We start from the raw sequence: 16,825 nt of genomic DNA on the forward strand, positions 1-16,825 counted from the left end.
TTGTATCTCTACATGGCGGCGTTTTTCTATTTCTTCTATACCCTCGTTTTGAAGAGCAAATACACAAAGTACGGAACCCCAATAATTGAAATAACAATCCCTACTGGTAGCTCTGCTGGGGCGAATACCGTTTTACCGATTAAATCACCGACAACCACCATAGCCATTCCTACGAGTCCGGATACGGGAATTACATGACGATGATGAAGTCCGACAAGTCTACGCGCAATATGAGGGGCGATCAGTCCCACGAAACCTACGCTTCCAGATACGGCTACACAGGCGCTGACAATCCCAACGCTATATAACAGTAGCAAAATGCGCTCCCGATTTACTGAGACCCCTGCTCCCATTGCACTTCCTTCCTCAAGCTGCATCACATCCAAAATGAGTGACTTTCGCCAGATAAGCGGGATTAAGATGAAAAGCCAAGGCAGCATGGCGCAAATAAATTGCCAGTTGGCATTGTAGATACTCCCCGCCAGCCAGACCGTAGCCATCTCGAAATCCTTTGCATTCATTTTCAGGGATATAAATAGGGTAATGGCCCCGAACCCCGAGGATACAGCGATCCCCACCAATATCAATCGTTGGGAATCCAGCTTTCCACGCTCCAGGGCAAACACGAAAATTAGTGCAGCGGCAGCAAGGCCCCCTACTAGACCAAACAAAGGCATCGCCATAATAGAGAAGAAGCTCGCTCCTGCAATCGTACCCTGAAAAAGGGACATAAAAAGTACAACCGCTGTACCTGCACCAGCATTGATGCCAAGCATGCCGGGATCTGCTAGAGGATTGCGTACGATGCCCTGAATGACTGCACCCGCGACGCCAAGACCAAGACCCAGCAGTAGTGCAATGACGATCCGCGGCAAGCGAAAATCAAAAATAACAAGATTGTGTTCCCGCGTTGAATCCATTCCCAAAAGTGTCTTGACTACATCAGCCACCGTCATATCAAATGTACCGTTCGTTATACTGATATAAGAAGCCAGCAGGATAATCGCCGATGTAACAAGAAATACGACTCCTCTTTTTCTTCGACTCGTATTATACATTTGCCTTTCCCCCTCTGGTTTTGATCAGATACAGGAAGAAAGGAACTCCGAACAGAGCGGTGATGACACCGATAGGCGTCTCGAAAGGTGCGTTTACGAACCGGCTCAGTACATCACACCAAGCGAGAAAAAGTCCGCCAAGAATACCCGAGCAAGGAATGACACATTTGTAATCCATACCTACGAAAAAACGCGTAATGTGTGGAATTAAAAGTCCGACAAACGCAATTTTTCCGGCAAGTGCCACTGAAATCCCGGTTAGAATGACGACGCTGAGAATAGATAATCCTTTTACCCATTTGGTACGCTGCCCTAGACCAGTAGCCATCTCATCGCCTAAGGATAAAATTGTAATTGATTTGGATAAACCAATGGCTAGTAGAAGTCCAACAATAGCAAATGGGATGATGAGTTTTATTAGCTCCGGGTCCATCTGATGTAATCGTGCGTTATACCAGAAGCTTATATTTTGGGATACCTGAAAATAAGTCGCTGCCGCTTCAGATAAACCGCTCAAAAAGGTACCAATAATTGTCCCCAGAATAGCGAGGCGTACCGGGGTCATTCCTCTTGGCAACAACCAAGCAAGTGAAAAGACAATCCCAGCCCCAAGCGCTGACCCAAGTAAAGAATACGCAATGTAACCTAGGGACGATGTACCCGGCAACAATATCATACAGAAGGTAATGACGAAAACAGAACCGTCGGATACCCCCATAATCGAGGGAGAAGCCAAGTAATTTCGTGTCATTCCCTGCATCAACGCACCTGAGATAGCAAGAAATGCCCCAATAAGCAGAGCCCCCACGACTCTTGGAAGCCGTGAGGTCATAATAATCTGATGATCTATACTGTCTGCGTCAAAGTGAAATATGGCATTCCACACTTCTGCAGCTTCAATATTTTTCGCTCCATAATGAATGGAGAATAGAATAGTCAGGACGACAAGAAACGGAGCAGTTACAAAAATAAGTGCCGGGTGAATTTTTCCTTTAGGTATCATCGCTGCTACGGTCGCCGTGATCTACTTCGACAGTTGTTCTACAGCAGCTTTAAGGAAGTTTGTACGGCTCCATGCCGGTCCACCCTCAGATAGTGGATCCACGACATTAATAAATACATGGCCATCTTTAAATGCAGTCGTCTTCTGGATAATTGGATTATTCTTTATATCATCCAGTGCAGCTGGCTTGTCTGCGTTTTCCAGCTCTTCAAACTGGATAAAGACATAATCGGGGTTAATTTCTGCGAATTGCTCCACAGATACCAGCTCCTGTGCTTTTGCTGCGTTCACTTCAGCAGGAGGCGTGAGGCCCAAATCTTCATACAAAACCGGGTTTACAAATACATTGGCAGGGTAAATGTACATCTCGCCACCGCGAATACGAATAGCGGTTACTTCTTTATCCTTAAGCGTATCCCCTAATTTCGCTTTGGCAGCCTCTGCTTCTGCCTGATAATCTTCAATAATTTGTTTAGCCATGTCTTGCTTACCTGTTAGTTCCGCCATCAAATTAAGATTGGCCTCCCAGTCCGAAGCAATATGAGACACTTGAATCAAAGGTGCAATCTTCTTCAGCTGTTCAACCACTTCTGGTTTGAATTTCGTTGTACCAAGGATCACATCCGGTTTAAGGGAAAGGATCGTCTCGAAGTTAGGTTCTATTTTTTCTCCAATAGACTGTGCTTGATCTGTAATTGCTGTGAAACGTTCTGGAAATTCGCCGCCCACACTAATAGCTCCTGCCGGATGTACATCAAGGACGAGCGCATCTTCCATCGCTTCCATTGCACCTGTGATGACGATTTTCTCAACATTCGCAGGGACGGTGTATTCTTGATCTAGATATGTAATCGTACGCGTTCCGCTATCAGTACCCTCTGTATTTGTATCCTCAGCAGCTGGTTCTGACGTAGCTGGCGTTTGCTCTGTAGTGTTTGTACCTGTAGCCTCTTTCTCTCCGCTGCCATTTCCGCATGCAGCAAGCATCACAAGTAGGAGGACTAACATCCCGATTAAAGCCGTTTTCTTCATTTCATGAACCCCTCTCAGATCTTTCTAATAATTGATAATGATTATCATTATTGAATAATACTGGAGAAAAGACATGTAAGCCATGGATACATTCCTGTCCACCCTGTACAATTTACGGATCGACTTACAATAGACGAATTTAATCAGAGCCCATTTTATATGCCGAAGGAGAAATTCCCATCATCTTCTTAAATTTCCGACTAAAATAAAATTCATCAGGATAACCCACGAGATGTGCAATCTCCCTCATTTTCAGCTCCGGATCCATCATCAATCGTTTGGCATGTTCCATCCTTACTTTTGCTATGTATTCTGTTACACTGACTGCATATTGCTTCTTGAACAGTTCACTGTAGTATTTCAAACTTAGTCCTGCCATTCGGCAAAGTCTGTCCAGTGTTAAACTTTCATTGTAATGCTGGTCAATGTAATCTTTAGTCTGCTGCAAAGCAGAGTCGGTATCCGCAGGTGCCTGAGTATTGCTTTTGGCCATCCAGTACAGTGCTTCTTGAAAAAGGATTTGACTGCGGTATTTTCCCAGTCCTTCGCCACTGTGCCAATGCCTATGAATGGAGTCACATATATCGGTAAACCAGTTGATTTTATGATGTGACAAATCTATCAAATGTTTAACGGGCGGTACATCGGATACGAAAAGCTCATGCTCCCTGTCATCTTGTTGATATACATCATAAGCAATCACAGTAAGGGTCATATCGTTACCGTCAGTACAGTCCATTTCTAGCTTCTCCTCATTCATACAGGAGTAGATACATGCCTCCTTCACCTGAAGAGAACATTCTCTCCATGTTAGGCATCCCTGCCCTTGGACGACTAGCAGCAAATGAGAAGATGTATAATTCATATCGGAAGGCTGCCACTTTTTATTTGTCTTGATCTTAAGTACCTCCTTCAGTTTTACAACAGAGGAGTCCAAGAGCTGTCTATCTCGATCCCTACTGATTCTTGAGGTTGTTATCTCATACATAGAAATTAATCACCGCCTTAATAATGATAATGATTATCAATATCATATAAGCAAAGTGTATCATACTTTCCTGCCCAGTAGTCAATTTATTTCCATTTTTCGAATGAACCCTGATCACCGGAATACTGAAAAACGAAAAAAAAGCCTGGCTGCACAACAGTTATTTCGCTGATGTATGCCTGACTTTTTTCTGATATTAGAAATGGATTAGATCACGGATCAAACGGATAAACCTGCCCACTCGTTATAACGCAGGGCTCTGTTGATTAATACAGGGACAATGGACATATGATTCTCTGCCTCAAAAGCTTTATAATCCACATGAACACCAAACCGGTCAAGTGCACTTAGCCTGTCAGCTTGCTCTTCTGCATTTCTGACCATTGGTATCTTCACGTTACCTTCCAGTTCCCCTACAGCAATCAGCACTCGAATATTCAGGTCATGCTTCCCTGCATGAAGCTCCTCAAGCCATTTCTGTTCCTGCTGGCGTAAGTACCACTCATTCCAATGTATAGATGGACTACCAGCGATGTAGGTGTGAAAAGAATGGGATCTTGCAAAAAGCATTTGCAGCACAAAAAGTCCACCAAGTGAGTGCCCGACAATCATCTGCTTGCTTACGTCAACCTGATATAGGCTCTCTATCTTAGGCTTAAGCTGATCTTCAACGAATGACATAAAATCAAGCGCCCCTCCTTGCTCAGGAAGAGGTCTTCCAAACGGGAACTCAGGCAAATCTTTTTCCGGTGCAGGCATCGTAAAATCATAGTGACGTTTGGGTGGAAAAGGAGCTTCCATATCATAACCAATACCCACTACAATCGCAGGCACGACTCCCGTTTTATCCGGACGGAGGGACTGAATACGGACCATCTCGGCTGTTAATGCAAAGGTGCTATTTCCATCTAGCATATATATGATAGGGAATCCGGAAGCAGGTGCTTTTCCCGGCGGATGATACGTATGAATTCGATATTCTTGCCCGTTGATGTTTGATGTAATCGACCATTCATCTGTTCTTGCTAAAGTCATTGGTCTGAGTGAAGATGTATTTTCCAAATTTCTCTCCCCTTTTTGGCACCAGACTTGCTTTGTTTTCCGCATTATAGTGCACAAACGAGCCGGAGGGACATGGACGTTTTCCGGAAAAATTAGAGCGGAGAGGATAAAAAAAGAACCCCACCGATGATTCGGAAGGGTTCAGATTGTTACGATATACATACTACCGTAGTAAGTAGAGACTAGTCACGCTGAGCCACATACCAGCCATCTTCTACCGTAATACTGGCTCCAAGCGCATCAGCAATAGAACGCAGCGGAACGTAAACGGTACCCTGATCTGTATACGGTGCTTGTGGCAATGTAACTTCCTTACCATTTACCGTGGCTTTTTTCGAACCTAGTGTATAGGTTGATTTCTCGAGTGTAAGATCATTGATAACTGTAATTTGTTTGGAGCCTTTCGCCCACTTCACTTCAGCATCAAATTGTTCAGCAAAGTAACGTAAAGGAACAAAAGCTGTACCTTTTACATTAACCGCTCCATACACCGGATCTTTGGATTCTAGGTATAGATAAGAACTGGTCATTCCAGATTGCAGTAGCAGATCATATACTGGTTTCGCGCCCTCAAAGTTACGAAGCCAATCACCTGTTGTCACATCGCCGTATAGTGGATCAAGGTAACCTTTAGAAAGATCAACTTTATCGGCCGCTACTTTTCCGTTATAATTCCATGCTTCACTTTCACTAACAACGTTCACCTGAGAAACAGGGATATCCTCGGAAGTCGGTAGTGCTACGGTCAGATCTGCTCTTGTCTTACGTGCGTTCAGATCCTTATCAAAGTAATAATCTACAACAAGATTACTTTTATCGCTAAAGACCGTTTTTAGCTCTGGTGTTTCTTTGAGCATCTTCTCGATCTCGGCATCGATGGTTTTTACGTACTCATCAAGGAATCCCTTGATGATGCCATAATAAGTAGAAACAGCTTCTTCCTTAGTAGCTGGCAGCATTCCATCAGCTACTCCTTCCATTCCTTCCATCTCTTCCATCGAGGAGATAAGAACCTCTGCTACCTCATAAAATTCACCAATGAGTTGCTTCAGGTCATTCTCGTCCTGTGCAATGCTGCTTAGGAAAGGACGAACCATTTTCAACACTTCAGCACCACTGATCTCTGCGTGAAGCTTTGTAAGGTTCAGCTTCTCTCCATTTACGGTTTCTTCTGATTGACCCACCGAGATTTTATCTGGGTTTGGAAGATGCTTAACGACAAAGCTAGCCAGATTCCATACCGTGTCTTCTACTAGCTTATTATATTCCGTCATATCTGGCATTGCCGGATCCTGAGCTGTTGAGATATAAATCGGCTGTTTTGCTCCTTCTACGTGAAGAGCAACCCCTTCTTCATCAAGGCTTAAAAGGAAAGGAATCGTTGCACTCTGATAATGAACGGAACCTTTGATGGAAGCATTGTTCATATCTTCTGCTTTAGCGCTATCAATATATAGTGAAAATGAATTAATGAGATCGATCATAGCCTGATCTTCTTCCGTCGCATTTGCGGACGGTGTAACCTTTACCTGTAAAGATTGTTTAGACTCACTGGATTGATTTAGACGATCTTTGCTACCAAGCAAGGCCGCGTTAATATCCAGTCCTCCCACTGCCTGACACCCGGTAAGAATAACTAACAAAAGAGCTAATGGTGCAGCAAACCATTTCAACTGTTTACGAATTCGAATCATATTCTCCTCCTTGATCATGTTCTTTCATTTTACATCCAAATCTTATCTTACATAGAAAGGTAATATCTGTAAACCACTTTATGGAATTCCTTTTCAACCCACGTTTGTACATCTAAGGCAGGATGAGCCCCCAGTTGTTGAACATGAGCGAAAAACCTGTGTAAATATACACATACCACTAATAAATACGAATAAAGAATTCTCTTTTCCCTCACTTAGAAACTAGCAATACACATCGAAACGAACAGCATTTCATTACCGAATAAAATTAATAATTAATATCGTTAAGCTTGTGGTTATATACGACTTCCATGCATACAACATAACCCCCATCAATAGACAGGGGTTATGTATTTTTTATTTATTTCCGAAGATCAGCGTTGTTTTGGAACTATTCACATAGCCAACCTTGGTTCCTAGCTGTTCAGACACAAATCTTACGGGGACGGAAGTGACCCCATTTTTCAGCTTGAGTGGTGCATCGAAAAGTAGGGTCTTCCCGTTAACCTTCACTTGTCTATTACCTACTGTCCAATTCAATGTTGTACCACTCTTCTCAATCGTTACTTCTTTGTTCGTTTGATTCCACTTTACCTGAGCTCCCAGCTGTTCTGATACAAAACGAAGGGGTACATAAGTGCGTCCTTTCTCAATAAAAGGAGCGACTCCGAGCGAATACGATTTGTTTCCGACATACGCTGTTTTGGAACCATTCACGAGGCGCTGATATTTGCCTTGCGGTGTTACATCTTCAGGATTAGCGCTAAGTTCAGTAAACAATCGCCATGTATTCGTCCCATAGGTTAAATCTAGATAATTATCTTTCACGTTAAGACCGTAATAAGGAGGTTCTCCTGATGACCCTTGCGGAAAATAAGTAAACTGATGATTCTGAATCGGCCCCAAATCCCACACCAGATTACTTGATAGATTCAAATCCTTAATTCCTTTCATCTGTTGCAAGGGAGTAAGATCCGCAATTTGATTCTTCGAAACATCCAGATGATTCAGTGATTTCAAATTTGTCAGTGGATACAAGTCGGAAATCTGATTATCTGAAACATTCAGATAAGTCAGCTGCTGTAAATCACGAATTGCAGTAAGTCCGTTCAGTTTACTACCGGACACGTCTAATATCTGGAGCTTTGTAAGATGACTCATGTTATGTATGATATTTGCATTCGTAAATGGATTGTATCCCATTTTAAGACTTACAATCTCTTTAGGAAGTTCATTTATGTACGAAGCATCTGTAATTTGATTACGATTGAGATCCAGTAGTCTCAGCTTCGGGAGCCCTGTTAGTACGGATATGTCTTTGATCTGATTAGAAGCGGCGTGCAGCTCCTGTAAGGCAAATGCATCCGATAAAGGATCTAAACTTTCAATTTCATTGAAATTGATATCCAGAGTACGAAGTGATTCTGCACCGGATAAACCTTCAAGACTCGTGACCTGGTTACCACCGGCATACAGTGTGTGTAGTCGAGGGAAATTTGCAGCGATGGCCAGTGATGTAATTGCGTTATTGCTTAAAATAAGTCGGCCCATTTCCGTATTTTTCTGAAGCGGGTCAATGGAACTTACGTAGTTGTTCGTTATATCTACTTCACGAAGCGTTGTAATATCCTGAAGAGGAGATAAGTCCTCCACCTGGTTATATGGAATTCGTAAATGCGTGAGATGATCTGCATACTCAAGTCCCTCGAGGCTTCTAATTCCTGAAGAAGGAAGATCGATGACCGTCAGCTTCTCTAAATCACTCTCCGTCAGCTCTTGGTCCTGCGCTTTATTCAGAAGCATCTTCAGACCCGTTTCTAAATATGGATCCTCTATTAATCCTTCATGTGCAGCATAAACATAGGACCCTTGTCCGCCCCAGCCCACTGCAAGTATAAACGTAAGTATGATAGCCAAAGACCTCTTCATTGCCTTTATCCTCCCCTTTTAATCCAAAACTTCCACTTTCTATGTGCATCCAATTTCCGATCTAGGAGACTAATATCGTCATTTTTAAGCCATAATTTAATAATAATGACGCCATCAGTTAACTCTTTGTTTCAAAAAGATCTCTATTCCCTTTACCCAGATACAGCTGAAAGGAATATGCTTATGAAAAACGTAACCAAAAACCTAATTTACATGAGTACCGCTTTTCTGCTGCTAGCCCTATTGCTCCTTCCTGTGATGAGCCCTTTATTACATAAGACGCAGAAGATCCCTAAAGAAGTTTTCGCCTCTACGGTCACAGATCCAGTAGAAAAAAAGGATTCAAAAGCCGTTAAGCACTTTAATCTATATGCAACTGATGGCACCCTGACCCTGCCGGATGGAACTTCGGTTTATGTGTGGGGTTATAGTGAAAAAAATGAGAAAGGCTCGGCTACCTATCCTGCTCCTGTCTTAACCGTAAATGAAGGAGATCAGGTAGAAGTTACCTTCACCAATCTTGGCACTGCCAAAAAAGGAATTAAGCGTGTTGCTCATACCATTCACTTTCATGGTCTGGATACAAATCAAGCAAATGATGGAGTACCTCACACCTCCAAAGATCTGCTGGTGGGTGATCAGTATACCTATCAATTTGTAGCCAAACATGCTGGAACCTACTTCTATCACTGTCACGTTGATACGGTAGAACATTTGCAGATGGGGATGACAGGTGCGTTCATCGTAAAAGCTAAAGATGGGGTAAATACAGCTTGGACCGGCGGTCCCGCTTATAACAAAGAATATACCTTTATGCTAAATGAAATTGATCCAGTCTGGCACAAAGCCGTGGAAGAAGGCAAAAAATACGATCGCACAAGCTTTCATCCCACGTACTTTACCATGAATGGCAAAGCCTATCCTGATACAGAAACAGATCCAACGACTATGATTGAAGGGAAACTTGGAGAGAAGGTCCTTGTTCGCCTAATCAATACCGGATATCAACCTCACTCCATGCACCTGCATGGATACCATTTTGAAGTCATTGCTTCAGATGGAAGACCACTAGCTTCAGCGCTAGTCAAAGACACGGTCAACATTGGACCCGGGGAACGGTACGATCTGCTGATTACTTTTGATCAAGATGGTACTTATCCATTCCACAGTCACTACATCGTAGATAATACGAATAATGGAGCCTATCCAGGCGGAATGCATACCATGGTTCAAGTCACTGAGGAAGGAAAAGAAAACTCCGATGGAACAAGGCACCATCATAATGTAAGTTCAGTAGGTAGCGCCGATCTAGCTACTAACCAGATCAGCCCTGAAGAGTCTTCCCAGATACCTGTCCCGGATGAGATTAGGGAGGGAACTACCGTTGTTATAAGCCACATGAGTTACTCTGTAAAAGAGTTAAAAGTCAAACAAGGATCGACAGTAACCTGGATTAACAAAGACCCTATCTTTCACACGGTCACGTCTATCGACGATAAATTTGATTCTCGTCATATCGAGCCCGGCAAAATGTTTACTTACACATTTAACGAAAAAGGAACTTTCCCCTATTACTGTGCCACGCATCCTAGTATGGAAGCAAGTGTAATTGTGGAATAACAAAAAAATCGTCTGCTCACGGGGAGTCAAGAGCAGGCGATTTGTTATATGATCTTACTTATTTTGCTTCGCGCAGGACAAGATCCTTCATGGAATCACCCAGCTTTTCTGAGAAATCGGAGATTTTCTTCGACTGCAGATGATCTTCCATCTTCTTCTCTGCTTCGTTCATCTCTTGTTGGATCAAACAAAGCGGACTTGCTTCCCCATGCTCAAATTCGCATTGAAACAAGGAAGCTGTTCCTTCCACAGCATGAATGACGTCCAGAAAAGAGACTTCCTTTCCACTCTTGGAAAGCTTGTATCCTCCATGAACTCCGGGAGTGGAAACAATAATTCCTGCTTTAACAAGCCGAGTAAGAATCTTCGATAGGTAGGTCGGTGACACCTGAAGCATGTCAGCTAGCGGCTTTACGCCGATTACTTTTCCAGCAGGAACTAGCGCTATATACATCATCGTATGCAAGGCATAATTAGTTGCTTTCGTAAATTTCATAGGACCACCTTAATTACAGATCTGATTTGTCTAGATTATAAACCTTCTCTATGGATGAGACAAGTTACAACGCCTGATATCAAACGATAAAATCTATTTATAGATAAAAAAACGACCGATTATCTCGGTCGTCCGTTTCTTACTTTTCCGTTCCTGTTTCGAATAGATCCGGCTCATCATCACGAATGGCCTTATCTTCTTCATTCTCATTCGGATCCATATTCATCATAAGCTTAAGCATATCGCAGCCCCTCTTTTCACAATATATTCTAGATATTTTCCTTCTATTTATATAACCGTGAATCCGCATTACTTAAACAAAGGAGCTTCATGCTCATTTAATGCTCTTTCGTTAAAGTAATGCTGCTATCGATTTATGTAACTAGATTTTTGAGTTACACTTGCCATAACAGTTCAACTTGTCAGAAAGTGTGGTGGTTATCCATTGTTTACAATTATGCTTATTGAAGACGATGTAACCTTGTTTGGAGAAATCAAGGAACGTCTTGCCCAGTGGTCGTATAACGTATATGGAGTTCAAGCCTTTGACCAGGTATTTCAGGAGTTTACAACCGTAAAACCGGACCTTGTCATAATCGATATTCAGCTGCCGAAATTTGATGGCTTTCACTGGTGCCGGATGATCCGGGCTCATTCCAATGTGCCGATTATTTTTCTATCCTCTAGGGATCATCCAACCGATATGGTCATGTCCATGCAGCTGGGAGCCGACGATTTTGTGCAGAAACCTTTTCACTTCGATGTTCTCATTGCCAAAATACAGGCTACCTTGCGCCGGGTTTACAACTATAATACAGAGCGAATTGAACTGCGGACCTGGCGAGGAGCAACCGTAGAGTACGTCAAAAACACGGTTTCAAGTAAGCAAGGAACCATCGACCTGACTAAAAACGAAATGTTTATTCTAAAAATACTAACCGAGCATAAAAACCAAATTGTTAGCAGAGAAGAACTGATCAAAAATTTGTGGGATCACGAGCATTTTGTCAGCGATAATACGCTAACCGTGAATGTAAATCGGTTACGCAAGAAGCTTGAAACGATTGGACTCGATACTTATATTGAAACCAAAGTGGGACAAGGCTATATGGCAACGGAAGAGGCTTCCCCATGATCTGGACTTATATCAAAGAACGAAGAACTTGGCTGTTGCTCTTGCTGGCAGTGCAGCTGCTTATTCTGTTCATTTCCTATATCGATAATACGATTCCATTTATGTCGATGCTGTACATTGTTCTCTTACTCTCTATTCTATGTATCGTCTTTGTCATACTGAGGTACACTAAAGAAACTAAGTTCTATGCAAATCTAGAGAATTGGGATCATACGTATGATTTGGCCGAGCTAAAAGATGCGGATAGCCCGTTTGAACAGCTTGTTCTTCATGCGGTTACCTTGCAGACAGAACGTTATAAACGGGAGAACTCCCATAATTTTATGTTGCTTGAACAAGAAAAAGACGAGCTTCTGTCCTGGATTCATGAGGTGAAAACACCACTGACTGCAATGCAGCTCATGATTGACCGTCTTCCAGATGAGACATTACAGAGACAGCTTATGTATGAATGGCTGCGAATTCACCATCTTCTCGATCAACAACTTCACCAGAAGCGAATTCCTTTTATTCAAAACGATTTGTATATTGAAGTTTCCAAACTGGAGCCGATTATCTATCAGGAAATTCGTGCGCTCAAATCATGGTGTATTCAAAAAGGGATCGGATTTGATGTTTCTCTTCAGGCATCCGAAGTACTTACCGATGCCAAATGGCTTGGCTTTATTCTCAGGCAGTTGATTACAAATGCAGTAAAATACAGCGCATCTTCCGATATTATTATTGAAAGCACTCGCTCGGACGATGATCATGTGGTACTGACGATTCAAGATACAGGGAGAGGAATTGATCCGAAAGATCTGCCCCGTATTTATGAGAGAGGATTTACTTCAACTACGTATCATCAAGACGGTGCTTCCACAGGAATGGGCTTATATTTGGTTAAACAAGTAGCCGATTCACTCTTCATTCGTATCGATGTAACCTCTGTGCTTGGAGAAGGTACAACCTTTACTTTGACCTTTCCACGAAAAAATGAATTTGTACGTATAACGAGCATGTGACAACATCGTCACATGCTTTTCTATATTGTTCGCCAAATCGAAGGAAAGAACCCTCCGCTTTTATTATGATAGGTACATAACAAAGGAGTGATTGAATTGATAATTCTACAAGCTAATAAAATTCATAAAACATACGGGAATAAATTCAACAAACAAGAAGTCCTTAAAGGCATCGACCTTCGGGTGAATAAAGGAGAATTCGTGAGCATTATGGGTGCTTCCGGATCGGGGAAAACTACGCTCTTAAACGTCCTTTCTTCCATTGACCGTGTTAGTCAAGGAACCATTGAAATCGAAGGGAAAGAATTTACGGGGATGAAAGAGAAGCAGCTTGCTGAGTTTCGTAAACATCACCTTGGCTTTATTTTTCAGGAATATAACTTACTGGACACATTGACGGTACGTGAAAATGTACTGCTTCCGCTATCCATCAAAAAAGTATCCAAAAAAGAAGCGAATGAAAAATTCAAAGAAATTGCTACAGAACTCGGAATTTACGAGCTCATGGACAAATACCCAGGCGAAATTTCAGGCGGTCAAAAGCAGCGTACATCGGCAGCGCGTGCCTTTGTACATGATCCGAGCATTATTTTTGCAGATGAGCCAACGGGTGCCCTTGATTCCAAATCAGCTTCTGATCTGCTCAATAAACTTAGCGATATGAATGAAAAACTTCAATCGACTATCGTCATGGTTACGCATGATCCGGTAGCCGCGAGCTATTGCAGCCGAGTCATTTTTATTAAGGACGGTCAAATTTATACCGAGCTTAATAAAGGGGAAGAATCTAGACAAGCCTTCTTTAATGACATCATCAAAACACAAGGCGTGCTAGGCGGTGTTCAAGAGTGAATCTTAACTACCTGATCTTTCGCAATCTGAAAAAAAACATTAAAAATTATTATCTTTATGTATTTGCTCTTATCTTCAGCGTGGCGCTGTATTTTTCTTTTGTGACACTTCAGTACGATCCAGCGCTGGATGAGGCAGCTGGCTCCATTAAAGGAGGGGCAGCCATCGGTGCTGCATCTGTTCTGCTTGTGGCCATTGTCGCTACCTTCCTGCTGTATGCAAACACAATCTTTATTAAACGTCGCAGCAAGGAAATCGGACTGTTTCAGCTGATTGGACTTACGAAAGGAAAAATATTTCAAATTTTAAGCGCAGAAAATCTAATTCTTTATTTTGGCTCGATGATTGTCGGAATTGCATCTGGATTCGCTGCCTCCCGGCTCGTGCTCATGATCCTATTTAAAATTACCGGGGTGCAGGCTATCGCGAGTTTGCGTTTCTCTACAGAAGCGCTGATCCAAACGGTTATTGTCTTTGTCGCGATCTATGCGCTCATCATGATCATGAACTATACGTTTATTAAACGCCAAAGCATCCTTTCGCTGTTCCGTGTCACCTCTTCTACGCAGCAGCGTGTTCAGAAGATGTCCTGGTGGGAAATTATCATGGGCCTGCTTGGTCTAATCCTCATTCTGCTTGGCTACTATGTATCTACATTGCTATTTAGCGGCACATTTTCTGAAATGAACATGCTCATGTTGATGATGATTTTTATCCTTGGCTCCGTTATTGTGGGGACCTATTTGTTCTACAAAGGATCTGTCAGCTTTATTTTTAATGCAATACGTAAAAACCGCAAAGGTTATTTGTCTATTAATGAAGTACTTTCTCTGTCGTCCATTATGTTCCGGATGAAGTCCAATGCACTGCTTCTAACCATTATTACAACCGTATCGGCGCTTGCCATTGGATTGTTGTCGCTTAGTTATATCTCTTATTATTCGGCGGGTACAGTAGCGAAGCAGAGTGTCCCGAATGATTTTAGTTTTGCAAAAGTGGAAGTGAAAGACGCTTTCATTGCAGAACTGAATAGCAACCAAATTGCTTATAAAGAAATTTACAGAGAACCGATTATGATAGACATGGATATTTCTCAAGTTATCCTTAATAAAGGTTCAATAGCTATCGGTATGAATGATAAGTTTACAACACCAATGATCTCGGAGACACAAGCAGGCATTAAAGACCTTGAACCAGGGGAAGTTCTGTTTACAGGATATACCGGGGCAATAAGCTCTTTTATGCCGCTCAAAGAAACAGGAGAGGTTAAGCTCCTTGGTACGAACAAGTCTTTACCACTGCATCTTGTAGGAATTGAGAAGGAAACCCTCCTAAGTTCATTTTACAGTGGCGTGATACCCGTTGCTGTTGTAGATGATACGGTATATGAAGATTTCCGCGAGGAGTTTAACCCTGACTATCAAGATGAGTATAGATCTACCTACTACGGAATTGATATAACAGACCGCTCTGAGGTTTCTGTAGCAAATGACATCTTCCGTGAACAAGGTTTGGAAATCCCGAACTACTCTCAATTGGATATGAGACTCACGCAACAAGAAAATATCGGTCTCATCATGTTTATCGTCGGATTTTTAGGGCTTACTTTCCTGATTACTTCGGGATGTATTCTGTACTTTAAACAGATGGATGAGAGTGAAGAAGAAAGATCCAATTACACCATTTTACGAAAGCTCGGATTTACGCAAGGAAACCTGCTTCGCGGAATTCAGTTCAAGCAGTTGTTCAATTTTGGTATCCCTCTTGTCGTGGGACTTTGTCACAGCTACTTTGCCGTCAAATCGGGCTGGTTCTTCTTTGGAACAGAACTTCTCACTCCAATGATTATGGTTATGATCGTATATACAGGACTTTATTCCATCTTCGGCATTCTGTCCGTACTTTATTACAAGAAAGTGATTAAGGAGTCTCTATAATGAATTCTTCAACAACGCAGGCTAACCGAATCTCCGTGATTGATGCGCTTCGGGGCTTTGCCCTCATTGGGATTCTGTTTGTAAATATTATAAGTATTATAAATGCCATCTTCCCGGAACCTGCTTCCGGGGAGTGGTATTTATATCGTTTTTTCAATTACACGATAGAACAGCGTTTTTTTCTGATTTTCTCCATGCTGTTTGGTACAGGATTCTATATCTTTATCTCTCGTGCTGAGAAAAGAGGGGATAACGCAACCCGTCTCTTCATTCGAAGATTACTTGTACTGCTCGTTTTCGGGATTGTCCATTTTATGTTTCAGCCCGGCGAAGCGCTTAGTATTTATGCTGTCATCGGATTTGCCTTGATTCCGTTCTATCAAAGAAAACCGGGTACGATTTTCCTTGCTTGTCTCTTGGCGCTGCTGCTCGGTATTTTCTTTGTAGAGTACTTCAACGTGCTCTCCATGATGCTGCTTGGCTTATTTATGGGGAAAATCCAGTTCTTCAGCCGGCTGGATCATTTCGAAAATCGAATTAAAATCGTGATGTGGATCGCCTTATTCCTGACACCGATTGCCCTATATATTCAATATATATCACTGCCAACTTCATGGTACGGAGCAGGTGCAGGAATAGGCGGGGTCGTCATGGCTACCTTATACGTGTGCGTTTTTCTACGATTCTACAAGTCTGCAACAGGTCGTAAATACCTGCGCCCTCTTGAATATTACGGAAGAATGGCACTGACTAATTATTTGGGCCAAACGGCTATTATTGTTATTGCTATGAAACTGTTTGATCTTCAGGGGAACATAGGGTTGTTCCAAACAACACTGATGTCCATTGGCATCATCGTTGTACAAATTCCTTTAAGTATGTTGTGGTTGACGTTTTTCCGCATGGGCCCGCTGGAGTGGATCTGGCGTGTCGCCACCTATGGAAAGTATGTTAACATTCGTAAATAAGATGGATTCAAAAAGCCGCAAGTCCATTCATTCATGGATTTGCGGCT

Annotated in this window: 15 protein-coding genes; 7 read left to right on the plus strand and 8 right to left on the minus strand. The window is 42.3% G+C overall.

Translation table 11 applies throughout. The annotated features are described in order from the left end of the window. Nucleotides 1-35: 35 nt before the first annotated feature. The 4 genes from KFT32_RS14905 to KFT32_RS14920 all read right to left on the minus strand — a co-directional run bounded on the left by KFT32_RS14905 (nt 36) and on the right by KFT32_RS14920 (nt 3,832). Nucleotides 36-1,058: a FecCD family ABC transporter permease gene (locus tag KFT32_RS14905; RefSeq protein ID WP_211748019.1), complete on the minus strand. Its 1,023-nt coding sequence runs from the start codon at nt 1,056-1,058 to the stop codon at nt 36-38. Continuing rightward, nucleotides 1,051-2,061, minus strand: coding sequence for a FecCD family ABC transporter permease (locus tag KFT32_RS14910; RefSeq protein WP_211748020.1), 1,011 nt, complete (start codon nt 2,059-2,061; stop codon nt 1,051-1,053). Before KFT32_RS14910 ends, KFT32_RS14905 begins: the two co-directional genes overlap by 8 nt. A gap of 21 nt (nt 2,062-2,082) precedes the next feature. Beyond that, nucleotides 2,083-3,093 carry an ABC transporter substrate-binding protein gene (locus KFT32_RS14915; protein ID WP_211748021.1) on the minus strand — a complete coding sequence of 337 codons (1,011 nt, stop codon included), beginning with the start codon at nt 3,091-3,093 and terminating at the stop codon, nt 2,083-2,085. 139 nt (nt 3,094-3,232) lie between these two features. Further along, nucleotides 3,233-3,832 (minus strand): helix-turn-helix transcriptional regulator, encoded by a 600-nt coding sequence (locus KFT32_RS14920; protein WP_211748022.1) that lies wholly within the window; start codon nt 3,830-3,832, stop codon nt 3,233-3,235. Between the two features lie 35 nt (nt 3,833-3,867). Here KFT32_RS14920 and KFT32_RS27465 point away from each other — a divergent pair, with 35 nt between their 5' ends. Next, entirely contained in the window at nt 3,868-3,990 is a 123-nt protein-coding gene (locus KFT32_RS27465; protein ID WP_283246440.1) for a hypothetical protein, read from the plus strand. 310 nt (nt 3,991-4,300) lie between these two features. Here KFT32_RS27465 and KFT32_RS14925 read toward each other — a convergent pair whose 3' ends face one another. The 3 genes from KFT32_RS14925 to KFT32_RS14935 all read right to left on the minus strand — a co-directional run bounded on the left by KFT32_RS14925 (nt 4,301) and on the right by KFT32_RS14935 (nt 8,766). Then, on the minus strand, nt 4,301-5,143 hold the full coding sequence (locus tag KFT32_RS14925) for an alpha/beta hydrolase (protein WP_249435903.1): 843 nt from the start codon (nt 5,141-5,143) through the stop codon (nt 4,301-4,303). 182 nt (nt 5,144-5,325) lie between these two features. Then, nucleotides 5,326-6,837 carry a copper amine oxidase N-terminal domain-containing protein gene (locus KFT32_RS14930; RefSeq protein ID WP_211748023.1) on the minus strand — a complete coding sequence of 504 codons (1,512 nt, stop codon included), beginning with the start codon at nt 6,835-6,837 and terminating at the stop codon, nt 5,326-5,328. 357 nt (nt 6,838-7,194) lie between these two features. After that, complete coding sequence (locus tag KFT32_RS14935) at nt 7,195-8,766, minus strand: stalk domain-containing protein (protein WP_211748024.1); 1,572 nt, start codon at nt 8,764-8,766, stop codon at nt 7,195-7,197. A 183-nt stretch (nt 8,767-8,949) separates the two neighbouring features. On the opposite strand from KFT32_RS14935, the gene KFT32_RS14940 reads away from it, so the two are divergent. Further along, nucleotides 8,950-10,386 carry a multicopper oxidase family protein gene (locus KFT32_RS14940; RefSeq protein ID WP_211748025.1) on the plus strand — a complete coding sequence of 479 codons (1,437 nt, stop codon included), beginning with the start codon at nt 8,950-8,952 and terminating at the stop codon, nt 10,384-10,386. 58 nt (nt 10,387-10,444) lie between these two features. On the opposite strand, the gene KFT32_RS14945 is transcribed toward KFT32_RS14940, so the two are convergent. Further along, nucleotides 10,445-10,882, minus strand: a complete 438-nt coding sequence (locus KFT32_RS14945; RefSeq protein WP_211748026.1) for an RrF2 family transcriptional regulator — start codon at nt 10,880-10,882, stop codon at nt 10,445-10,447. A gap of 445 nt (nt 10,883-11,327) precedes the next feature. On the opposite strand from KFT32_RS14945, the gene KFT32_RS14950 reads away from it, so the two are divergent. From KFT32_RS14950 to KFT32_RS14970, 5 genes are all read left to right on the plus strand, one after another. After that, nucleotides 11,328-12,017 carry a response regulator transcription factor gene (locus tag KFT32_RS14950; RefSeq protein ID WP_211748027.1) on the plus strand — a complete coding sequence of 230 codons (690 nt, stop codon included), beginning with the start codon at nt 11,328-11,330 and terminating at the stop codon, nt 12,015-12,017. Then, the gene (locus KFT32_RS14955) at nt 12,014-13,021 is read left to right on the plus strand and encodes a sensor histidine kinase (protein ID WP_211748028.1); all 1,008 of its coding nucleotides are present in this window, start codon (nt 12,014-12,016) and stop codon (nt 13,019-13,021) included. Before KFT32_RS14950 ends, KFT32_RS14955 begins: the two co-directional genes overlap by 4 nt. A 96-nt stretch (nt 13,022-13,117) precedes the next feature. Beyond that, a complete protein-coding gene (locus KFT32_RS14960) occupies nt 13,118-13,873 on the plus strand; it encodes an ABC transporter ATP-binding protein (protein WP_211748029.1) in 756 nt (251 codons plus the stop codon). Beyond that, a complete protein-coding gene (locus KFT32_RS14965) occupies nt 13,870-15,810 on the plus strand; it encodes an FtsX-like permease family protein (protein WP_211748030.1) in 1,941 nt (646 codons plus the stop codon). The genes KFT32_RS14960 and KFT32_RS14965 overlap by 4 nt, the downstream gene beginning before the upstream one ends. Beyond that, nucleotides 15,810-16,778, plus strand: coding sequence for a DUF418 domain-containing protein (locus tag KFT32_RS14970; protein ID WP_211748031.1), 969 nt, complete (start codon nt 15,810-15,812; stop codon nt 16,776-16,778). The genes KFT32_RS14965 and KFT32_RS14970 overlap by 1 nt, the downstream gene beginning before the upstream one ends. Nucleotides 16,779-16,825 lie beyond the last annotated feature (47 nt).

Source organism: Paenibacillus sp. Marseille-Q4541 (assembly GCF_018310695.1).
Classification (GTDB): domain Bacteria; phylum Bacillota; class Bacilli; order Paenibacillales; family Paenibacillaceae; genus Paenibacillus.